The 20,693-nt window shown below is 55.3% G+C and carries 18 protein-coding genes; 11 read left to right on the top strand and 7 right to left on the bottom strand.

The annotated features are described in order from the left end of the window. The first annotated feature begins 140 nt into the window (after window positions 1-140). The 4 genes from MUN86_RS01450 (at window position 141) to MUN86_RS01435 (ending at window position 2,844) form a co-directional block, all read left to right on the top strand. Window positions 141-1,391 carry an MFS transporter gene (locus MUN86_RS01450; RefSeq protein WP_245120907.1) on the top strand — a complete coding sequence of 417 codons (1,251 nt, stop codon included), beginning with the start codon at window positions 141-143 and terminating at the stop codon, window positions 1,389-1,391. A gap of 60 nt (window positions 1,392-1,451) precedes the next feature. Then, a complete protein-coding gene (locus tag MUN86_RS01445) occupies window positions 1,452-1,850 on the top strand; it encodes a hypothetical protein (RefSeq protein ID WP_245120905.1) in 399 nt (132 codons plus the stop codon). 91 nt (window positions 1,851-1,941) lie between these two features. After that, complete coding sequence (locus tag MUN86_RS01440) at window positions 1,942-2,391, top strand: DUF6526 family protein (protein WP_245120903.1); 450 nt, start codon at window positions 1,942-1,944, stop codon at window positions 2,389-2,391. Between the two features lie 150 nt (window positions 2,392-2,541). Beyond that, window positions 2,542-2,844, top strand: a complete 303-nt coding sequence (locus MUN86_RS01435) for a DUF4286 family protein (RefSeq protein ID WP_245120901.1) — start codon at window positions 2,542-2,544, stop codon at window positions 2,842-2,844. Between the two features lie 91 nt (window positions 2,845-2,935). On the opposite strand, the gene MUN86_RS01430 is transcribed toward MUN86_RS01435, so the two are convergent. From MUN86_RS01430 to MUN86_RS01410, 5 genes are all read right to left on the bottom strand, one after another. Then, window positions 2,936-3,439: a GNAT family N-acetyltransferase gene (locus tag MUN86_RS01430; protein ID WP_245120899.1), complete on the bottom strand. Its 504-nt coding sequence runs from the start codon at window positions 3,437-3,439 to the stop codon at window positions 2,936-2,938. Window positions 3,440-3,544: 105 nt separating this feature from the next. Continuing rightward, window positions 3,545-3,769: a hypothetical protein gene (locus MUN86_RS01425; protein ID WP_245120897.1), complete on the bottom strand. Its 225-nt coding sequence runs from the start codon at window positions 3,767-3,769 to the stop codon at window positions 3,545-3,547. Between the two features lie 150 nt (window positions 3,770-3,919). Continuing rightward, window positions 3,920-6,097 carry a prolyl oligopeptidase family serine peptidase gene (locus tag MUN86_RS01420; RefSeq protein ID WP_245120895.1) on the bottom strand — a complete coding sequence of 726 codons (2,178 nt, stop codon included), beginning with the start codon at window positions 6,095-6,097 and terminating at the stop codon, window positions 3,920-3,922. A gap of 200 nt (window positions 6,098-6,297) precedes the next feature. Next, window positions 6,298-7,791, bottom strand: coding sequence for a hypothetical protein (locus tag MUN86_RS01415; RefSeq protein ID WP_245120893.1), 1,494 nt, complete (start codon window positions 7,789-7,791; stop codon window positions 6,298-6,300). 144 nt (window positions 7,792-7,935) lie between these two features. Next, a complete protein-coding gene (locus tag MUN86_RS01410) occupies window positions 7,936-8,937 on the bottom strand; it encodes a sugar phosphate nucleotidyltransferase (protein WP_245120891.1) in 1,002 nt (333 codons plus the stop codon). 241 nt (window positions 8,938-9,178) lie between these two features. Here MUN86_RS01410 and MUN86_RS01405 point away from each other — a divergent pair, with 241 nt between their 5' ends. The 3 genes from MUN86_RS01405 (at window position 9,179) to MUN86_RS31025 (ending at window position 11,278) form a co-directional block, all read left to right on the top strand. Further along, complete coding sequence (locus tag MUN86_RS01405; RefSeq protein ID WP_245120889.1) at window positions 9,179-9,757, top strand: LemA family protein; 579 nt, start codon at window positions 9,179-9,181, stop codon at window positions 9,755-9,757. Window positions 9,758-9,992: 235 nt separating this feature from the next. Further along, window positions 9,993-10,454, top strand: coding sequence for a TPM domain-containing protein (locus MUN86_RS01400; RefSeq protein ID WP_245120887.1), 462 nt, complete (start codon window positions 9,993-9,995; stop codon window positions 10,452-10,454). After that, window positions 10,451-11,278 carry a TPM domain-containing protein gene (locus MUN86_RS31025; protein ID WP_280640572.1) on the top strand — a complete coding sequence of 276 codons (828 nt, stop codon included), beginning with the start codon at window positions 10,451-10,453 and terminating at the stop codon, window positions 11,276-11,278. The genes MUN86_RS01400 and MUN86_RS31025 overlap by 4 nt, the downstream gene beginning before the upstream one ends. A gap of 116 nt (window positions 11,279-11,394) precedes the next feature. Here MUN86_RS31025 and MUN86_RS01390 read toward each other — a convergent pair whose 3' ends face one another. After that, window positions 11,395-11,997: a 3'-5' exonuclease family protein gene (locus MUN86_RS01390; RefSeq protein WP_245120885.1), complete on the bottom strand. Its 603-nt coding sequence runs from the start codon at window positions 11,995-11,997 to the stop codon at window positions 11,395-11,397. A gap of 431 nt (window positions 11,998-12,428) precedes the next feature. Here MUN86_RS01390 and MUN86_RS01385 point away from each other — a divergent pair, with 431 nt between their 5' ends. From MUN86_RS01385 to MUN86_RS01370, 4 genes are all read left to right on the top strand, one after another. Next, window positions 12,429-15,569 (top strand): SusC/RagA family TonB-linked outer membrane protein, encoded by a 3,141-nt coding sequence (locus tag MUN86_RS01385; protein WP_245120883.1) that lies wholly within the window; start codon window positions 12,429-12,431, stop codon window positions 15,567-15,569. 88 nt (window positions 15,570-15,657) lie between these two features. After that, window positions 15,658-17,103, top strand: coding sequence for a SusD/RagB family nutrient-binding outer membrane lipoprotein (locus tag MUN86_RS01380; RefSeq protein ID WP_245120881.1), 1,446 nt, complete (start codon window positions 15,658-15,660; stop codon window positions 17,101-17,103). 74 nt (window positions 17,104-17,177) lie between these two features. Then, a complete protein-coding gene (locus MUN86_RS01375; protein ID WP_245120879.1) occupies window positions 17,178-18,656 on the top strand; it encodes a calcineurin-like phosphoesterase C-terminal domain-containing protein in 1,479 nt (492 codons plus the stop codon). A 146-nt stretch (window positions 18,657-18,802) separates the two neighbouring features. Further along, window positions 18,803-19,690, top strand: coding sequence for a glycerophosphodiester phosphodiesterase family protein (locus MUN86_RS01370; RefSeq protein ID WP_245120877.1), 888 nt, complete (start codon window positions 18,803-18,805; stop codon window positions 19,688-19,690). Window positions 19,691-19,794: 104 nt separating this feature from the next. Here MUN86_RS01370 and MUN86_RS01365 read toward each other — a convergent pair whose 3' ends face one another. Then, window positions 19,795-20,436: a DUF1684 domain-containing protein gene (locus MUN86_RS01365; protein ID WP_245120875.1), complete on the bottom strand. Its 642-nt coding sequence runs from the start codon at window positions 20,434-20,436 to the stop codon at window positions 19,795-19,797. Window positions 20,437-20,693 lie beyond the last annotated feature (257 nt).

The raw sequence follows: 20,693 nt of genomic DNA, 5'->3' as shown, positions 1-20,693 counted from the left end.
TAGCCACCCAGTTAGGTGGATGACCTTGTTAACGGTGCCCTCATTTCCTTATGAGTAGGCTTTGTGTTTGTCGCTTTTCCATATTATGCGTAAAGTGCTGCTGACAAACCTATACTGTTTCACCCTTTTACCCTCGCCCCATGTCCGTCGCTAAGTCCCCTTCGTCTGCGCCTAAAACTGCTGCCTTGCTTAGCGCAGTCGTTATTGTGGCTTCATTGGGTTACTTCGTTGACATTTACGACCTGGTGCTGTTCAGCATCGTGCGGGTAGAAAGCCTCAAGGGCATCGGCATCACAGCGCCGGCAGACATCACCGAGCAGGGGCAATATTTGCTCAGTATGCAAATGGGCGGTATGCTGCTCGGCGGTATCCTATGGGGGATTTTGGGCGACAAACGAGGCCGATTGTCGGTGTTGTTTGGCTCTATTCTGATGTATTCGTTGGCCAACATTGCCAATGGCTTTGTGCAAACCATCGACCAATATGCTTGGCTGCGGCTCATTGCCGGCGTGGGCCTGGCCGGCGAATTAGGTGCTGGTATCACGCTGGTAGCGGAAAGCCTACCGAAAGAAAAGCGCGGCTACGGTACCATGATAGTAGCATCGGTGGGCGTATCAGGAGCGATGGTAGCCTACGGAGTGGGACAGTATTTCGGCTGGCGCAACGCCTATTTTATAGGGGGCGGCCTCGGCTTGGCGTTGCTAGCGTTGCGGGCGGGCGTGTTTGAGTCGGGGATGTTCGAGCAGGCAAAGCGTGAGGGAGTCGAGCGGGGTAACTTTGCCAGTCTTTTTACTAATGGACCACGACTAGCCAAGTACATCCGCTGCTTGTTCTTGGGTGTGCCGTTCTGGTTTCTGGTTGGGATTCTGATAACCATGGCTCCAGAGTTCGGGCAGGAGTTTGGTGTGCAAGGTGCCGTAACAGGTGGCCTGAGCATCTTCTGGTGCTACTTCGGCCTTACCCTCGGCGACTTTACCAGCGGTGCCCTCAGCCAGCTGTTCAAGAGCCGGAACCGCACCTTGCAGTTGTTTATTGTGGCGTGCGCCACAATGGTGGGCGTATATCTGTATGGGCTGCACGGCGCTAGCACCACCATGTTCTACTTGGTTTGTTTCCTGATTGGCTACGCTGGTGGCTTCTGGGCGTTATTCGTGACGGTTTCGGCCGAGCAATTTGGCACCAACTTGCGTTCTACTGTGGCTACTACAGCCCCCAATTTCGCGCGGGGCGCTATTGTGCTTATCAACCCGGCTTTCTCAGCCCTCAAACCCTCGTTGGGCATCACGGGAGCGGCTACCGTTATTGGCGCCGTAACGCTGCTACTGGCTTTCTTTAGTGCTAGCACCCTACCCGAGAGCTATGGCAAGGACTTGGATTATGTAGAGGAATAAGGCGATATTTCTAACTTTGACAGCGGCGAGCCGTATCAACGAACTTAACCGTAAGTCGTCATGAAAAAGATCCTCGCCATTTTCGCCTTTGCAGTTGGTATTGTGAGCAGTCATAGTGGCCTGGCTCAAACCACAACAACCGCAGCAGATTCCGCTCAAATACGTCTGGAACAACAAAAGCAGCGCGCTGCCGATGCCAAATCCACTCTGGACGCTCAGAAACAGCAAACGGCTTCATCACGCAAAAGCGTAGATGCTTCCCAAGACCAGCTCAAGGACCAGAAGAACGCTATGCGCGAGCAGAAGCGGCAGATGAAAGAGCAGAAACTGGAGCTAAACCGCCAGAAGGATGCCGCTAAAGAAGCCAAGCGCCAAGAGAAACTAGCTAAACAAACGGCTAGTGAAGAAAAGCGCCGGGCCCGCGAAGCCAAGAAAGCAGCCAAAGCGCTTAAATCGTAAATACAGCCTGCTTGTCTTTGCCCTACTATCAAAAACTCCGGCTTAATGCCGGAGTTTTTTGTGTCTGCACTTTCTTCAAATCACATCCTTTATGGCTACCCAACCAACCAAAAATAAACCCATGTACTACGTGTGGCACCACTTTGTGCTGCTGCCCGCTTTGTTTATTGTGGCGCTTTACAGCATTCGCCGCTATAGCACCGTAGCCGGCGAGGACACTGAAATTTCGCGGTTGTGGTTTACGCTGATGGCTTTGGCTGTGGTCAGCCTAGGCGTGCTTGTTATGCTGCGCCAACACTATGCCCTGACGCTGCAAGACCGGATCATCCGGCTGGAGGTGCGGCAGCAGTATTTTGAGGCTACTGGCCAAAGCTTGCGGCCTCTGGAAAGCCAGCTGCAGCTTAGCCAGATTCTCGCTTTACGCTTCGCTGGCAACGCCGAGCTGCCCGGCCTAGTACAAGCCGCTATCAACGAAAAGCTTTCTTCGAAAGACATTCAGGCCCGCATTCAAGAGTTCCACTTCGACCCGATGCGAGTCTGATTTGCCGGCTTGGAACCAGAGAGACCGAAGACTAGCATTTTTTGGCCGACTTTTGCGTTATGTTGGTTTGTGGATTTCGCAAGAGCCCTTTGCTCCGTCTTCTTGCTTCATTGTCCTCAGACTGCTCATCAACCAAGAACCTAACATCTTATGATACTTTACAACGTCACGACCAGCCTCGACCCGGAAATAGCCGAGCAGTGGGTAACCTATATGCGCGACACCCATATGCCCGAGGTAATGGCTACTGGTTTCTTTGTCAGAAGCCAGCTTTGCCGCTTGCTCAACGAGGAAGATGACGGCATTACCTACGCCGCACAATACTATTGTGTGAGCTTGGAGCAGTTGGAAGAATACCAGAACGTGGCGGCCCCAGCCCTGCGCAAAGACATCGAGCGGCAATTCGGTGGGCGCTACGCTTCATTCCGCACTATGCTGGAAGTGGTAAGCTAGAACCATCAACGCATTACACTAAGCCCTTTCTTACTTTAAATAAAAAGCCGCTTCAACTGAGCGGCTTTTTTTGTGCTACACAAGCTAGTGGCTAGCTGGAAGCTACAACGGCTTCCACGCCGGGTGCGCAGGTATAAGCTTGCAGTTGTTCGGCGTTCAGGTTGCCATTCAGCCATTCGGGGTCGAGGTTGGCGCCGATGCGCTTGTAGAACCCAATAGCGGGCTCGTTCCATTCCAGCACTTGCCATTTCATGCGGTTGGCCCCCGTGTGACGCGCTTCCGCCACTACGGCATCGAAGAGTTGCTTGCCGATGCCCGTACCACGTGCTTCTTCGGTTACGACCAAGTCTTCCAAAAACAGCATTCGGCCTTTCCAGGTGGAGTACGCCGTGTAGTAAAGCGAGATTCCGATGATTTTGCCATCTGGCTGTTCGGCCACGAAAAACTTGAAAATAGCCTCCGGTCCGAATCCGTCGCGTTGCATGTCGGCCAGCGTGTTCGTGACTTCGTGCGGCGCTCGCTCATACACCGCTAATTCCTGAATCAGACCCAATACCTGAGGCAAATCGGCCTCGCGGCCACGACGAATGTTCATAAGTGAAATGAATTAGAGGCCTAGAAACTCACTGAAAAGAAGAATGAGCAACGGTCCGGTACAGACCATTGCTCATTCTTCTTTGCTGAATATTAGCTATTTACATCACCGGCTGCATCTTCTTGATGTCTTCGGTAGCATTAGGCGCGGTAAGCTCGCGGGTAGCCGGGTTTTGAGCGGTTTGACCGCCTGTGGTGTCGGGAGCAGCCGGGATGGGGGTAGCGGCTTGGTAGCCATTTCCTCACCTCTGGTGAAATCGGGGTTGCTGCACGACGTAGCGGACAGCATCAGCGAAGCGGCCAACAGACCGAACAGAAACGTTTTTTTCATGTGAAAACCTAAAGGTAGAGCTAGTAACGCGCGATGTGGCCGCGAAGATACGAACCAAGCCGCGAATGCCTTCTACGAGTTTTACACTCTTCAGGTCATTGCCTGGCGCTCTACGGTAGAGACAGACGATTTGCTTGGGCGAGCTTGCAACTACTTTTTGTACGGGGTGACGCCCATGTTGAAGTACGCAAACGACCATATATCGGCCCACTCCTCGATCTGGAGCTTGGTGCTTTTGCCCGCCCCGTGGCCCGCATTCACGTCCACCCGAATGAGCTGGGGCCGCGGGCCAGTGTTGGCAACTTGCAGAGCAGCAGCATACTTAAAGGAGTGCGCGGGCACCACCCGGTCGTCGTGATCGGCGGTGGTTATCATGGTGGCAGGATAAGCAGCCCGCTTCAGATTATGCAGCGGCGAGAACTTATACAGGTTCTGAAACTGCGCATACGTGTCGGAGGTACCGTACTCGGGAGCCCAGTTCCAGCCGATGGTAAACTTCTGGTAGCGCAGCATATCCATCACGCCTACCGCCGGGAAGGCCACGCCGCACAAGTCAGGGCGTTGCGTCATAGTAGCTCCCACGAGCAAGCCGCCGTTCGAGCCGCCGGCAATTGCAAGTCGGTTGGTATTGGTGTAGCCTTGCACCTTTAGGTATTCGGCGGCGGCTATGAAATCGTCGAACACGTTTTGCTTGTTGGGCGTCATGCCGGCCTTGTGCCAGTCTTCGCCGTACTCGCCGCCGCCCCGTAAGTTGGGAATAGCCAGAACCCCGCCGTTTTCCAGCCACAGCATGCGGGCCACCGAAAACGAGGGCGTGAGCGACACGTTGAATCCACCGTAGGCATACAAATAGGTTGGGTTCTGCCCGTTCAGCTTCACGCCCTTTTTGTGCGTGATAAACATCGGAATCTTGGTGCCGTCCTTGCTGGCGTAGAACACCTGCGAGGTCACGTAGTCCTGAGGTTTCACATCAACTTTGGGCGCTTGAAACACCGTGCTGGTGTTGCTGGCCAAGTCGTACTTGTAGATAGTAGTTGGGTACGTAAACGACGTGAAGGCGTAATACACCGACTTCGAACCGCGCTTGCCCCCAAACCCGGCGGCCGTACCGATGGCGGGCAGTGCCACATCGTGCTTGAATTCGCCGGTTTCGGTGTAGACCTTGATGTTGCTGCTGGCATCTTTCAAGTAAGATGCCACCAAGTAACCACCCAACTGATCAACGCCTTCCAGCTTCTGCTCGGTTTGGGGTAGCACCTCTTTCCAGTTGGCTTCCTGCGGCTTTTGAGGGTCGATAAGCACCACTCGGAACCGCGGCGCTTTATAGTCGGTAAGCACTAGTAGCTGGCCGCCGATATTGCCAATTACCGAGTTGTTGTGCTCGTAGCTGGTGATGAGCGGCGTGAACGTATCGGCCTGCTTGGGGTCGGTCAGGTCGCGGACGGAGAGGCGGTTGCCATCGGCTTTGCCGTCGGTGAGGTAGAGCACCAAGAACCGTTCGTCTTCGGTGGTACCCACCATGCGGAAGCCGAGCGGCATTTTCGGGTCCTCGTACACAAGTTGGTCTTTGCTCTGGGGCGTACCAAGCTTGTGGTAGTACACCTTATGAAACTCGTTTTTGCCAGCCAGCTTATTTTCTCCTGACTTTGGCGCGTCGTAGCGGCTGTAGAAAAAGCCGTCTTTGTACCACGCCGCCCCCGATACTTTCACCCAGTTCAGCTCATCGGACAGCGGCTGGCGGCTTTTCAGGTCCATCACCTTGTATTGCTGCCAATCGGAGCCGCCCCCGCTTGTGGCGTAGGCCATGTAGCGGTGGTCGTTGGAAAAGTACGTCCCGGCCAGGGCTGTGGTGCCGTCCGTGGAGAACTTGTTGGGGTCGAGCAATACTTCGGGCTGACCTTGCTGCGCTTCTTGTTGGGTGTAAAGCACCGCTTGGTTTTGCAGACCGTCGTTTTTCGAATAGTAAAGCTGCCCACCTTCTTCTTGCGGCACGCCAAACCGCTCGTAGTTCCAGATGGTAGTAAGCCGCTCCCGGATTTTAGCGCGGAACGGAATCTGTTCTAAGTAACCAAACGACACCTTGTTTTGAGCCGTTACCCACGCCTTGGTTTCCGGCGAGTCAGGGTCTTCTAGCCAGCGGTACGGGTCGGGTACGGGCGTACCAAAATAGTCGTCAACTTGGTCGGATTTGCGAGTTTCGGGGTATAACACAGGAACGCGGGAAGAAGCAGGAATGGAGGAAGTTTCAGCGCCCGGCGAATAAGTTTGCGACGAGCGGCAACCTGCCAGCGCTAAGAGAGCCAGCGCCGGGAATAACCGTATTTGCATGGAAGGAATAACAAGAAAGGGCCCGAAGATAAATCACAGATTCTTCTGTATCTGCAATAGAATAATGGGCTAGTATACCACTAGAAACTAGTACTAGTGGCGTTTATAAGAACTCTTAACCGTACGTACGCTTCTCTTGTTGCGCTATGTGCAAAGGCTGTATACTTCGTTAACTATTACTAGATCAGGCAAGTAAACAGCTACCCTTCAAACTGCACCACAGCCTTCTGTTCGACTTGCCAAACGCCTTCTACCTTACGCAGAATGCCTTCCTCCACCGTTAGTATCTGCGAAACGGGGCCTGTTGGCTGCTCGTATTCACAGGCGGCAGCCAACAAATCGGGCGGGGCGCTTTGCAACAGGTACGTCTGGACAACTGGCTCGGGGCTAACCTGGAACGACGCCAATTCGGGCCACTGTGGGTCTAGAAAAACTTCGTACACGCTGTCGTCTTGCAGCTCATCCACGAAGTCCTCGTCCCGGAAGACACCGCTTAAAGGAGCTTTCGCATAACGAATAATCGTTTCCGACGAGGCAACAGGCGCCGGATCGGGCAAGTGCACGGGCGGTACCACACTTTCAAAATCTTCGCGCAAGGCTGTGGCCGGCGAGCCCGCTGGAATCACTACGGGAGGGCCAGCTATTTCTGTCATGGGGACAGGCGTATCCAGGGTAGTGGCTACCGCAGGGGTTGGCGTGGCAACCTCAAGTTCGGATAACAACGGCGGTGGCGCCGGGGCAACGATGGTAACGGGCAACGCCGTTACACGCGGCGGCTCGGGGGCGGGCGCTGGTGGTGGGGTGGGCGCAGGCGTAACGGGCAATTCTTGCTCTCGCTTGGCCAGTTCAGCTTCCACGCGCTGCAACACCAGTTGTTCTACTTGGCGCTGAAGCTCAGGGGTTAGTTGCTGCGCCACCGCCGGAGCAGCGGCAGCCACTGGCGCGGGGCGCGTAGCCATTATCTCGTCTTGCCGCTGCGTCATGCGGCCAATAAGCTCTTTCTGAAACACGGCCATGTTGCGACGCATCAGCACGTACAGCACTAAGCTCAGCAAAGACATGATAAGCGCCAACGGGCCGAAGATTTTGTTTATCCAGCTTTCTCCGGTTCCTCGGGCCGATTCTATTGGGCGGGCAACGCCCGCCTCGTCTAATCCGGCATCACTCGATTCTACGGTTGCAGCCTCGTCGGCATCGGCGGTAGTGTCGAGGGCTTCGGCGGATTCTTCTTCGGGTTGGTCACCTATGGGCGTGCCGTTCTCGACATAGTTGGTAAGAGCGGTTTCCAGCGTGGCCAAGCGTTGCATGCGGGCCGGATTGGCACGGCGGGCCGGCGAAGATTTCAGGCGGCTGATTATTTCGGTCTTCAGCTTTTGCAAGCGCGAAGGGTTGGAGCCAAGCCCCCGATAAATGGTACCGCGTACTTCCAGCGGTTGGTACAACGCACTAAACACGCGCTGACTATCGGCCCGGATGCTGTTTTCAAACTCTTTCAGGGAGCCTCCGCAGCGTAAGGTGCTTTTTAGATTAGGCCGGCCATTGTCTTCGTACACGAACTTCGCCGTGGCGCACCACACCTGCACTTTCTGCTCATCAAATGAAGGCTGTCCAAGTGGCGTTTGGGCCCTACCAGCGGCAACTGTAAGCAGCAGCGCTGCAAAAAAAACCGTGGTCCGACGGAGAATACGCATCATATGCAAGCAAGTAGTTTTCAGAAGTAAGGTTGATACGCGAAAGACGGTGCCGCGATGCGCCGACAACTATTGTTGTCAACGCAAGCTGGCAGCCCCCACGGTTGTAGCGCGCCGCCAAAATCAAGCTCTGCGGCACACAAGCTGCTAGCTGTAGTCGATTTCGGTGTTGTCGCCGATGTTGAGGCTGTGGCGCATTCCCTTAAAGGAAGCATCCGAGCCCACAATACAATCGTGCATGACGGCGGAACGCAATTCGCTGTATGAGCCGATAATGGACTCGCTCAAAATAGTATTCTTGACGATGGTCCGGTCGCCGATTGCCACATTGGGTCCGATAATGGAGTTACAGATTTCACAATCTTTTCCGATGCTGACGGGCGGAATGATGATAGTATCTGGGAACTGAGGGTAGTCGCGGCGGTCCAGAAACTCGGGGCGGTTGAGCAAACGGGCATTGGCTTCAAGCAACGAATCTTTGCGGCCGCAGTCAAACCAGTTGTCAACTGATGTAGTGGTCATTTCGGCGCCTTCCTGGATCATGAGCATGAGCGCATCGGTGAGCTGAAACTCGCCGTGCGTGCGCTGGTCCCGGTCAATGAGTTGCTCTAAGGCCTTGGCCAACCAGTCAGGATTGGCAATCTTGTAGAGACCAACCAAGGCGTAGTTAGACTTCGGAATGCGCGGCTTCTCCACCACTTTCGTGACGCGGCCGTTTAGTGCAGTTTCCACCAGGCCGAACATCGAAGGCGTCTTTACTTCCTTCACGGCCAGCACATTGCCGGACGTCTGCATCATAGCCGGCAGGTCTACATCTACTATGGTATCGCCGAGCAGGATCAGGATACCGTCTTCTTGGTGGCGGAACGTGTCGCGGGCCAGCCACAAGGCGTGGGCAATGCCTTCGCGAGGCTCCTGCACCACAAACGAGCTGCGGATCTGCGGATAGCTGCGTCGGACATAGCTTTCTATCTTCTCGCCCAAGTAACCAATGATGAATACAAATTCTTGGACACCTGCCGCACTGAGCCGGTCGATGATGTGCCCCAAGATGGTGTTGCCGGCCACCGGCACGAGTGATTTCGGCTGGGTGTGCGTGTGCGGACGTAGGCGCGACCCAATGCCCGCGACGGGAATAATGGCTTTCATGAACAACAAGCGTGGCGTAAGTCCGCAAAATAGTGAATCGCGGCCGGAGCCGCTTCATACACAACCGCTGCGGCGTGAATTCGTACTTTGGCACAACAGTAAGGTGAAGTTGTGAAATTGTCAGACGGTGATTTCAACAATCCACGGCGCTACTTGTGTAGGCAGCGCTGCGAAACCTTAAATTCACTTTCTCCTATTTTCGCAACTTCACTCCTTAACCCATTCATCAACTCTCTCCTTCATGAAACGTTTCCTTCTCTACTTCGCCGGTCTGGTGATTCTTCTCTCGCAGTCGTCGTGCGGTTACAATGGCATGGTCGGCCGCGACCAAGCCGTGAAAGCACAATGGGCTAACGTGCAAAGTGCCTATCAGCGCCGTGCCGACCTGATTCCGAACCTAGTAAACACCGTGAAAGGTGCTGCTAACTTTGAAAAAGGCACCCTCGAAGCCGTAGTCCAGGCCCGCGCCAATGCTACCGGCGTTAATATTTCGGCCGACCAGCTCACCCCTGAAAACCTGCAAAAATTCCAGGCCGCGCAAAGCCAACTGAGCAGTGGCTTGGGTCGGTTGTTGGCCGTGTCGGAAAATTATCCGGAGCTCAAAGCCAACGCCAACTTCCAGGAGTTGCAAGCGCAGATAGAAGGCACCGAGAACCGCATCAACGTGGAACGCAACAAGTTCAATACCGTCACCAACGACTATAACGGCTTTGTGAAGTCGTTTCCAAACAACCTATTTGCCGGCATGTTCGGCTTTGCCGAGAAACCGTATTTCGAGGCTGATCCAGCTTCGCAGAAAGCCCCAACGGTTCAGTTTTAATCTGGTTGGTTAGGACTTGGGAATGTACATAGGCAGAAGATACGTTTTGCTTGATGTGGCGCCCGCAAGTGTTTCTTCGGCTTCGTGGTAGTGGTGTTTGTCGTGCTGAACGGAGCTGGAGTTGTTCTCCCGCTGCCTTCGCGTAACCGATACCTTCGCTGTTCTGCCAAGATATGTTGGCGCCCCTCCGTCCCTACGTTTTTCTATCCCACCCCAAGTCCTAATCCCCACACCTATGACCAACCCTCTCACTCCCGAGCAGGAAGCCGCTTTGGTTGCTGCTATTCAGCAGGCTGAAGTCACGACTTCCGGTGAAATCCGGGTGCATTTAGAAGATACCTGCCCAACGCCGGAGCCTCTTGATCGGGCCGCTCAGGTATTTGCAGAGTTGAACATGCACCGCACCGCCCAACGCAATGGGGTACTGTTTTACCTGGCCTGGAAAAGCCGTCAGTTCGCCGTCATTGGCGACGCCGGTATCAACTCGGCGGTGCCCGACGATTTCTGGGAAACCACCAAGGAAACCGTATTGAGTCAGTTTCGCACTGAAAAATATGCGGCGGGGCTTGAGCATGGCATTCGGATGGTAGGCGAGCAATTGAAACGTTATTTCCCTTACAATTCCGTGACCGACAAAAACGAACTCGACGATTCCATTTCATTTGGCGGCGGTCCGCCGCAGTCCCCCCGCGTATGATGCAGCCTCTCCCTGTTTTGTATCGGGCGTGGTTCCGGCCGCTGCTGCTAGCGCTTTTGCTGCTGGCTGTGCAGTTGGGGGCCCTGGCGCAGGATGTACCTCCGCGCCCTTCACCTCCACGCCTCGTTAACGACTTGGCGGGCATGATGCAGCCCGACGAAGTGGCGGCGCTGGAACAGAAGCTCGTTAATTACAACGACTCCACTTCCTCGCAGATTGCCATCGTGACCATACCCACGCTCGGCGACAACGAAATTGCCGATTATGCTCAGAAGCTTTACGAAACCTGGGGTATTGGACAAAAGGGCAACAATAATGGAGTACTGCTGCTCATTGCTCGCCAAGAGCAAAAAGCACGCATCCAAACCGGTTACGGGCTCGAAGGGGCCATCCCCGACGCGTTGGCCAAGCGCATCATTTCCAACACGATAGTTCCGGCCTTCCGCGAAGAGCAATATTACCAAGGACTCGACCGAGCCACCGACCAGCTTATTGCGCTGGCCAAAGGCGAATACAAAGCCGACCAAACCACCCGTACCCGCCAACGCAGCAACGACGATAGCGGCTCGGGCTGGACCTTCTGGGTGATAATCGGCGCGCTGATTCTATTTATGCTACTCCGCTCACGTGGGGGAGGTGGCGGCCGAGGTGGCCGCGGTGGTTTCGGCGGCGGCATGATGGTACCACCTATCATCTTCGGTGACTTCTCGGGTGGCCGCGGCGTATTTGGGGGCGGCGGTGGCTTTGGAGGAGGTGGCGGCGGCGGCTTCGGCGGTTTCGGCGGAGGCAGCTCCGGCGGCGGCGGCGCCAGCGGCGACTGGTAAGTAGCCAACGCGCCTAATCACTGCCACTTGCTATGCAAGCCGCCCGCTAACAATAAAAAGGCCCGCTGAGTACTCAGCGGGCCTTTTTATTGTTCATCAAGTTCCTATTGGAAGTGTTATTGGGAAGTAGTGCTCTTATAGAACGGCATTTCATAAAATGGGCGTAGCAGTTGCACCACGTCGAGGGCATCGGCCAAGGCTTCGTGAGCCACGGTGTCATCTTCGAAACCAGCGCGGGCCTTACAGATTTGCATGGTCGGCAGGCGCGAGTCTTTGCGCCAGTTGAGGTAGAAAACTGCCGGGTCCAGCATGGCGGGTTCAGCCCGAATTAGGGTGCCGTAGCCCGGTAATTCGCGCAAAAAGCCGAGGTCGAAGGAGGCAATGTTTTTGCCGGCCATAGTCACATTTACGCAGTCATTTTTGTCGGGCTTGAAATTGTGTTCTAGCAGAAACTCGCGTAATTGAGGCACTAGCTCGTCGGGGGTGCAGAGTTCGGGGTTCGGTTCTTTGTTGGCCAACTCTTGTAGTAGCCGGGCATTGAGAGCCAGGGCGCCGGCGGTGCCTACATACTCAGAGTGGCGTACTATGCGCCGGAAGGCAGGCAATTCCGGCAGCGGCAACAGATGCTTGGTGTCTTCTACCACTGCAGCCAGTTCCAGAATCTGATGACGTTGGGGCCAGCCGCCGGAGGTTTCGAGGTCGAGAGAGATATAGCGCATGCAGATGCTGTACGGCCCCCGAGGGGCTGCGTTGGCGACAGGTAGATTTGATACGGTTAGAGAAGCTTTGGAGCAACCCAAGCAACCAGTGTTGGTCAGCAACTAAACTTAGCAACTAGTTAACAGTATGGTAATCCATAGTCCCGATAAGTAGATTGCAATATGGCATAATACCTGCCTGTATTCAGACATAAGTTATTGAAAATCAAAATTATGAAACTTAAGCTTTACTACAGTATACGGCCGTATTTCAGGGTTATTATATCTTGGTGATATTCTATAATTTTATTTAGCAGCTTATAATTTCATATTCTTAGAGTAACATTCCGGTAATAGGATGCGGGTAGTTTTGCGGTTGAAAACAACCCTCCAAAAGCATGCTTTACAGTTACTTAGCCCGAGCTAACAAGCTCTGTGCCGCAGGTATTCCTATGCTTTTTTTAAGCAGTGCTGCCTTCGCACAATCCCAATCAGTTTCCGGCATTGTAACTGATGATCAAGGCCTGCCGCTACCCGGCGCTACGGTAGTAGTGAAGGGTACGACCGTAGGCGCGTCCACTGATGCGCAGGGAGCCTACACAGTTAGTGCCGCACCCAATGCGGTGCTGCTGGTAACCTTTATCGGGTACCTCACGCAGGAAGTACCGGTAGAAGGTAAAACCAAGCTCAATCTTCGGCTGGCCCCCGACGCCAAGCAGCTTAACGAAGTAGTAGTAACAGCTCTTGGTATCAAACGCGAGCAAAAGGCCCTCGGCTATGCCACCCAAACGGTAAGCGGAGAAGCACTGGTAGAAGCGCGGCCCAACAACTTCGCGCAGGCCCTATCGGGTAAGGTAGCGGGGCTAAACTTAGTTTCTACGGGCTCGGGACCGGTCAACTCCACGCGCATTTCCTTGCGAGGCGACAACTCCCTGAATCCCAACGGTAACAACGCTCTGGTCGTGCTCGACGGCGTGCCCATGAACAGCGGCCTAACCAGTTCTCTACCCAGTGGGAGCGGTGCCTATGGGGCCGGCTCCGGCAACGACGTGCCCGTAGACTTCGGCAACGGCATTGCCGACATCAACCCCGACGATATTGCCAGCATCACGGTGCTGAAAGGTGCCAGTGCTACGGCCCTCTACGGCAGCCGCGCCGCCAATGGAGCGCTTATTATTACCACCAAAGCCGGGGCGCGCAAGAAGAAAGGCTTGGGCGTAACGGTGAACAGCAACTCTAGCATCAATACGGTACTAAAGTGGCCTGACTATCAGTACGAGTACGGCCAGGGTACGGGCCGCGCACTCAATGCAGCCGGCGAAATGTACTACTCTTATGGTGCTTCCGCCGACGGGGCTAGTACGGGCGGTACCAGCAGCGCCTTCGGGCCGAAGTTCAACGGGCAGATGTATTACCAGTACGACCCCGCTACGCAGGCACAATCAGCGGAACGGTTGCCGTGGGTGCCCTACAAAGACAACATCAAGGGCTTCTACAAAACCGGCTCCACGTTCACTAATAGCGTGTCACTGGAAGGGGGCAACGAAACCAGTTCGGCGCGGGCATCCATTACGCACTCGAAAAACGAGTGGATCATGCCTAATACCGGCTACGAGCGGATAACGGGGGCGCTGAGCGTGAACCACACCGTGGCCTCGAAGCTGAAACTGGCGGGCAAAGTGAACTTCACCAACCGCACGAGCGACAATCTGCCGGCTACCGGCTACAACAACCAGTCGTTGTCGTACTTCATGATCTTCCAGAACCCCAACGTACCGCTCGACGCGTACCGCACCATCTGGAAAAACGGCTTGGACCAGATTGACCAGGTGCATCCGTTCAGCTCGTTTATCGACAATCCGTATTTGATTGCCCACGAGATGATTAACTCGTCGACTACGCGCACCACCGTGGGCAACATCTCGGCGACGTATGATTTCACGAAAAACTTAAGCTTGCTGGTGCGCTCGGGCCTGGCCATGACGCAGGAGCGGCGCGAGATGCGCCGGCCCTACAGCACGGCCAACTTCCAGAAAGGCTACTATAAGCAGCAAGATATCAGCAACTACGAAGTCAACACCGACTTCTTGCTGACCTACCACCAACAGTTTAATACGCACTTCGACGTGCGCGCTTCGGTGGGTGGCAATGCCATGCGCCGCCGCAACCGCAGCACCGACGCCTCGGTGCGCGACTTGGTAATTCCGGGCGTGTACAAGCTGGCCAACGGCCTGAGCAGCCCGTTGCTTGGCCTGAGCACCTACGAGAAAGACATCAACAGCAACTACGCCCTGGCTACCTTCTCCTACGACGACAAGATCTTCGTGGACTTGACTGGCCGCAACGATTGGTCGAGTTCGTTGCCGGTGGAAAACCTGCCGTTTTCGTACCCCTCGGTTAGCACCAGCCTCATCCTAAACGAGTTGCTACCCATGCCGGCTTCTATTTCGCTGGCAAAGCTTCGGCTGTCGGCCGCGAAAGTAGGCAACGATACTGACCCGTACGGCAACAACAAGTACTACAACCGCAGCGACTTTGCGGGAGCGGGCTCGGTAGCTACCACGCTCTACAATAAAAACTTGAAACCCGAGCAAACCGTCAGCTACGAAGCGGGGCTGGAATACCTGATGTTCCAGGGCCGCTTTGGCGCCGACCTGACGGTGTACCAGAACACCACGAAGAATCAGATTCTGGAAGTGCCCATCGACCCCACCACGGGCTATAGCCGCGCGCTGCTTAATGCAGGTGCCGTGCGCAACCGGGGTGTGGAAGTGGTGCTCAACACGCGGCCCGTCGACAACAACGCCTTCAAGTGGAGAAACACCATTACATGGTCGCGCAACCGCAATAAGGTGTTAAGCTTGGCCGGCGGCATCGAAGACCAGCAGGTGATTGGGGCGGGCGGCACGGCCACCATCTTGGCTACTGTAGGCGGCACTACCGGCGACATTTGGGGCTACGGCTTCGATTACTCGCCCGACGGCAAAATCATCTACAACAAAAATGGCCTACCCGTGCAGCCCGCCAATATCAAGTACATCGGGCGGGCCTACGCCAACTGGAAAGGTGGTTTCCTGAACGAGGTGTCGTACAAGAATTTCCGGTTGAGCGTGCTGTTTGATGGCCAATACGGCGGCATTATCTACTCGCAAACCCACCACAAGATGAGCGAGCAGGGCAAGCTAAAATCCACGTTGCCAGGCCGCGAAGAAGGCTTTATTATCGGCGACGGGGTGGTACTAAATGCTGACGGTACCTACTCGCCAAACGAGACGAAAGTCCTCCCAGCCGATTTCTATGCCGAGTACTACCGCCGCGCCAACATCGAGAGCAACTCGTTTGATGCTTCCTACCTGAAGCTGCGTGAAGCCCGCATTGAGTTCAACCTGCCCGCCGCGCTGCTAGCCCGCACCAAGGCACTGACCGGGGCTACCATCGGCCTCTACGGCCGCGACCTAGCCATGTGGACCAAGTTTCCCATGTTCGATCCGGAAACGGCGGCCCTCAACGGCGGCACCATCCTGCCCGGCGTGGAAATCGGCCAGCTTCCTTCCACCCGCACCATGGGCGTGAATATCACGCTGCAATTCTAGAATGCTAGCTCCCTTCCTTGAAAAAAGGAGAGCTGAAATCTAGCGCTAACACAGCTTTCGGCTAACCATTCCTGCATCCGACTTTCCAATGAAAAAATACATAGCTCTCCTGCTGCTGACTTGTGGCGGCAGTTTGGTTTCGTGCACCGATGGGTTCGAGGAACTGAATACCGACCCCAACCGCATCGAGACAATCAGCCCCGGCACACTACTTAACCCTACGGTGTACGAGCTGGCGGCTTTCAATACCAGCCGAGCCGATGCCTTCACTTTCGATATTATGCAGGTGGCGCTGCCTTATCCGAGCGTGTCGGGCGGGGTGCACCGCTACTTGGTGAGCGAGAGCGCCGGCAATTCTACTTGGACAACCTATTACCGCTGGCTAGCCAACATTCGGGAGATGCGCACCGCGGCCGTAGCCGCCCAAGACCCCAACTACGAGGCCGTAGCCATGACGCTCAACGCGTGGGTTTACGCCAACCTGACCGACTGCTTCGGCGACGTGCCCATGACGGAAGCCAGCCAAGGTGAGGCAGGAGTGCTGTACCCAAAGTTCGATACGCAGCAGCAGGTTTACAACCAGTTGCTCGACAATTTGGACGTTGCCAATGGCCTGTTCAGCACCACCCGGACCATGAGCTACGGCTCCGACCTTCTCTACGACAATAATGTGGCTAGCTGGCGCCGGTTCTGCAACTCGCTACGGATGCGGCTATTGCTACGCCTCTCGAAGCGGCCCGAAATGAATACCGCTACCCGCTTGGCCGCCATGATCAACGACCCGACCAAGTACCCGGTGTTCACGCAAAACAGTGAATCGGCCATTTTCAAAATTACAGGGGTGGCACCTAACGTGTCGCCTTGGGGCCGGGCCATCGACTTTACTACGAGCCGAGCAGCGGCGGAATTTTTCATCGATAACCTAAACACGTGGAACGACCCACGCCTAGCTAAATTTAATACCCAAGCCAAAACCAAGGACGGCCGCAGCAACATCGGCTACAAGGGCATTCCGAGTGCTTATGGCGGCAGTGATGCGCAGTTCCAGTATCAGCCTTCCAACTTCAATATTGCGCTGGTCACGGCTAAAACGGAGGCTCCTATGCCGTCGGTGCTGATGAGCTATGCCGAGGTGGAGTTCATTAAGGCCGAAGCGGCGCAGCGAGGCTACACCTCCGCCGACGCCCGCACCCACTACGAGCGAGGCGTGAAGGCCGCAATCGAGCAGTGGGGCGCCGTGGTGCCCGCCACCTACTTCCAGAACCCCGCCGTGGCCTACAACGGCACGCTGGAGCGCATCATGCTGCAAAAGTACTACGCACTATTTTTCAACGACTACCAGCAGTGGTTTGAGTACCGCCGCACAGGCTTTCCGGTGCTGCCGCGCGGCCAGGATTTGCAGAACAACGGCATCATGCCGACGCGCTTCAAGTACCCGCTCATCGTGCAAACCAACAACGGCGACAACTACCGCGCCGCCGTGGAGGTGATGGGTGCCGACGACGTAAACACCAAAGTGTGGTGGGAAAAATAGCCCGCCCCACCAAGAGCCGTCATACTTCCTGTTGATTTAACCCGCATACGATGTCGCAACAACGCAGAACTTTCTTGAAATCAATCGGTTTGGCGGGCTTAGGCGTGACCTTAGACGCAAACCTAGGCTTGGCGCGACCCAAGGAAGCAGCTACCACCAACAAAGAGGTAGCAGTAGCTACCCTCAGCGGTAAAGTCCACGCTCAAGGCCAAGGTATAGCCGGCGTAGCCGTTACGGACGGTATCAACGTCACGCTCACAGATGCCAAAGGCCAGTACACGTTGGAAAGCAGCGGCGCCACCGACTTCGTGTACATATCGGTGCCGCGCGGCTACGAGTTTCCGCAGGAGAAGAGCATAGCTCGCTTTTACCGCCAGAAGGAGCCAGTGAAGGGCCGTTTCAAAGCCGACTTCGAGTTGCGCAAACTCGCCCAAGATGATACGCAGCACAACTTCATAGTGTGGGCCGACCCGCAGATGATATCCAAGGCCGATGCCGCCGAGTTTAAAGCCACTGCCGTGCCCGATACCCAAAAGCTGCTAGCCAGCTACAGCGCGGGCACGCTATTTCACGGCATCGGCTGCGGCGACTTGGTGTGGGACCATTTCGAGCTGTTCGACGATTACCAGCAGGGCGTGGCCAGCACCGGTATTCCGTTCTTCCAAGTTATCGGCAACCACGACATGGATATTACGGCCCGCACCGACGACCACTCTTCCGACACCTTCAAGAAGCTGTTCGGTCCCACCTACTATTCCTTCAACCGGGGCGAGATTCACTATGTGGTACTCGATGATGTGTTCTTCATCGGGTCAGCTAAGAAATACATCGGCTACCTGACCGAGCGGCAACTAGCGTGGTTGGAGCAAGACTTGGCGCACGTAAAACCGGGCACCACTGTGGTGGTGAGCTTGCATATTCCGCCGTACACCAAGCAGCATGTGCGCAACAAAGACAAAGAAGAGCCGATGGGCGGCGTGGTGTCTAACCGCAAAGAGCTGTACAGGTTACTGAAGCCCTACAAAGCGCACATCATGTCAGGTCACACGCACTTCAACGAAGTGCTATTGACCGAAGAAAACGTGGTGGAGCACGTGCACGGCACCGTGTGCGGCGCGTGGTGGACCGGCCCCATCTGCACCGACGGTACGCCCGGCGGCTACGGTGTGTACGAGGTGCGCGGCGGCGAGGTGAAGTGGTACTACAAAGCCATTGGGCAGGAGCGCAACCACCAATTCCGCATCTATCCCAAAGGCAGCCTGCCCGACCGCCCCGACGACTTGGTGGTGAACGTTTGGAACTGGGACCCAAGCTGGAAAGTAGCTTGGTTTGAAGACGGAACCCGCCGGGGCGAGATGCAACAACACACCGGCTTCGACCCGCTGTCGGTGCGGCTGCACGGGGGGCCAAATCTACCCGCCAAGCACAAATTTGTGGATCCCACGCTAACCGACCACCTATTCGTGGCCAACGTATCGGCGCAGGCCAAAGAAATCCGCGTCGAAGTCACCGACCGGTTCGGGCAAGTCTACACCGATACGCTGTCGGCGTAACGACTGCGTGTGGGAGTAAAGACGCGCCGCTTTGCGTGACGCTGTTGCTGGTGTTGGGCCGCCTGGTTCAGACTCGTGCACGGCGCGACGCAAAGCGGCGCGTTCTTAATAGTACTCCGGTTCCTATCTGCTACCTTTCTTTTGCTATGATAAAGCCTCTGCTTCCCCTATTGGCGCTGCTCACTTCCTACTTCGCCACCGCCCAAACCACCACGTTCGACCGGCAGGGCCACCGCGGCGGCCGCGGCCTTATGCCCGAAAACACCATCCCGGCCATGCGCAAAGCGCAAGACCTCGGCATGACTACCCTGGAGATGGACGTGCTAGTGAGCCAAGACAAGCAACTGCTTCTCTCGCATGACCCTTACATGAACGCCGACTTTGTGCTAGCCCCCGACGGGCAACCGATCAAGAAAGCCGACGAGCAGAAACACCGCCTCTACGCCCTCCCCTATGCCGAAATCCGCCGCTACGACGTAGGTAGTCAAGGCAACTCCAAGTTTCCAAGGCAGCAAAAGCTACGCACCTACAAGCCGCTGCTAGCCGAAGTCATCGACTCGGCAGAGGCATATGCCCGCTTGAAAAAGCTACCTGCCCCGCGCTACAATATCGAGACCAAAACCACCCCGGAAGGCGACAACAAGCTGCATCCAGCACCCGCCGAGTTTGTGAAATTGCTGCTAGCCGTAATTAAAGCCAAGGGTATAGCCAGCCGCGTCACCATCCAATCGTTCGACCCGCGCACGCTAGAGTTGGTGCACCAAGCCGACCCGACGCTGCACACCGCTTTGTTGGTCATGAACACGCAAGGGCTGGCTGCTAACCTGAAGCGCCTTAGCTTCCGGCCTACCATCTACAGCCCCCATTTTCAACTCGTAAATGCCGACCTGGTACAAGCTTGCCATAAAGAAGGCCTCCAGATTATCCCTTGGACGGTAAACGACGCCGATGGCATACAGCGCCTCACGCAGTTACAAGTAGACGGCATCATCACCGATTATCCCGACCTATTCGCTACGCTGCCGAAACCTTAGAGTAAACAGTCAATAAGCACGCTGGGCGTCGTACGTAGTTAGATGGAGAATATACCCTCCGTTACTACGCACGACGCCCTTCGTGCTTACTAATCTGCTGTTTGTTAATGGTCACTCTTTACGCCTGCCTCAATAGCTACTTGCAGGCGATTTTCGGCGGGCGGTATGGGGCAAGAATAAGCCGAACTGTAGGCGCAAAACGGATTGTAGGCGCAATTGAAATCAAGCACCAGTTGGTCGTTTTTGATTTGCCCCATGCGCAGGTCGATGTAGCGGCCACCCCCGTAGCTGGTGTGTCCGTTGGTTTGGTCGGTGAAGGGCACCATGAGGTAGTCTTGGTAGTCCTTGGTGCGTAGCAAGTCCAGGCTTTGGTAAACCGTTAGGTGCTGCGGCCGGCCGTTGTAGCGGAAATGCACTTCGCCGTACTTGCGGTATAGCGGCTTGCGGCCATTGCTCGTCTGCATTTCAAACGGAGCCTGCGAAGAATCGCGCACAAATTGGGTGACCACGCAAGCTGCGTAATTGACAGGAAAGAAAGGTAAGCCAGCGAAACTGCTCCGCGTCGGTGCCGGCAGCGGTGAGCGGGCAGGGTCTTTATATTCGGCGTTCAGCTCCGCTTGAAACGTTGCCACCTGTTTGGTATGCTCTTCTTTTGAAGGCAAAACTACCGATGCTACAGTCTGGGCCCGCCCCGTAGTAGAGAGTGCCGTGATGCATACTAGAAACAGATAGATAAAGCGCTGCATAGGAAAGAATTCATGTTGCCGTTTGGCAATAGTTCAGCAAAGCTACTGCCCTACTATGATACCAGGCAATTATCCGTGGAATAGTAGCATGCATGCTTTTATCGGTATTTCTACCACTAATTTCTCTGATCAGTCATATTACTGATAGCTATGCTTATATTTAGCAGGCACCTCAACAAGCACTGCTGGTTGAGGCTAGTGATTTAAGCTTCCTCACTTATCCTTTTACTCGCAGTTGTCTGCCTCTGCGGTCTTAG

It is taken from the genome of Hymenobacter volaticus (assembly GCF_022921055.1).
In the GTDB taxonomy this organism is placed as follows: domain Bacteria; phylum Bacteroidota; class Bacteroidia; order Cytophagales; family Hymenobacteraceae; genus Hymenobacter; species Hymenobacter volaticus.
Note: the sequence above shows the minus strand (reverse complement) of the source record. Positions and strands in the feature narration are given on the sequence as shown.

Excerpts from the sequence above, each read along its gene's own strand:
- MUN86_RS01380 (WP_245120881.1), top strand. The coding sequence starts at position 15,658 with ATGAAAAAATACATAGCTCTCCTGCTGCTGACTTGTGGCGGCAGTTTG.
- MUN86_RS01370 (WP_245120877.1), top strand. The coding sequence starts at position 18,803 with ATGATAAAGCCTCTGCTTCCCCTATTGGCGCTGCTCACTTCCTACTTC.
- MUN86_RS01385 (WP_245120883.1), top strand. The coding sequence starts at position 12,429 with ATGCTTTTTTTAAGCAGTGCTGCCTTCGCACAATCCCAATCAGTTTCC.
- MUN86_RS01450 (WP_245120907.1), top strand. The coding sequence starts at position 141 with ATGTCCGTCGCTAAGTCCCCTTCGTCTGCGCCTAAAACTGCTGCCTTG.
- MUN86_RS01405 (WP_245120889.1), top strand. The coding sequence starts at position 9,179 with ATGAAACGTTTCCTTCTCTACTTCGCCGGTCTGGTGATTCTTCTCTCG.
- MUN86_RS01400 (WP_245120887.1), top strand. The coding sequence starts at position 9,993 with ATGACCAACCCTCTCACTCCCGAGCAGGAAGCCGCTTTGGTTGCTGCT.
- MUN86_RS01440 (WP_245120903.1), top strand. The coding sequence starts at position 1,942 with ATGGCTACCCAACCAACCAAAAATAAACCCATGTACTACGTGTGGCAC.
- MUN86_RS01425 (WP_245120897.1), bottom strand. The coding sequence starts at position 3,769 with ATGAAAAAAACGTTTCTGTTCGGTCTGTTGGCCGCTTCGCTGATGCTG.
- MUN86_RS01415 (WP_245120893.1), bottom strand. The coding sequence starts at position 7,791 with ATGATGCGTATTCTCCGTCGGACCACGGTTTTTTTTGCAGCGCTGCTG.
- MUN86_RS01430 (WP_245120899.1), bottom strand. The coding sequence starts at position 3,439 with ATGAACATTCGTCGTGGCCGCGAGGCCGATTTGCCTCAGGTATTGGGT.
- MUN86_RS01435 (WP_245120901.1), top strand. The coding sequence starts at position 2,542 with ATGATACTTTACAACGTCACGACCAGCCTCGACCCGGAAATAGCCGAG.
- MUN86_RS01365 (WP_245120875.1), bottom strand. The coding sequence starts at position 20,436 with ATGCAGCGCTTTATCTATCTGTTTCTAGTATGCATCACGGCACTCTCT.
- MUN86_RS01410 (WP_245120891.1), bottom strand. The coding sequence starts at position 8,937 with ATGAAAGCCATTATTCCCGTCGCGGGCATTGGGTCGCGCCTACGTCCG.
- MUN86_RS01390 (WP_245120885.1), bottom strand. The coding sequence starts at position 11,997 with ATGCGCTATATCTCTCTCGACCTCGAAACCTCCGGCGGCTGGCCCCAA.
- MUN86_RS01445 (WP_245120905.1), top strand. The coding sequence starts at position 1,452 with ATGAAAAAGATCCTCGCCATTTTCGCCTTTGCAGTTGGTATTGTGAGC.
- MUN86_RS01420 (WP_245120895.1), bottom strand. The coding sequence starts at position 6,097 with ATGCAAATACGGTTATTCCCGGCGCTGGCTCTCTTAGCGCTGGCAGGT.
- MUN86_RS31025 (WP_280640572.1), top strand. The coding sequence starts at position 10,451 with ATGATGCAGCCTCTCCCTGTTTTGTATCGGGCGTGGTTCCGGCCGCTG.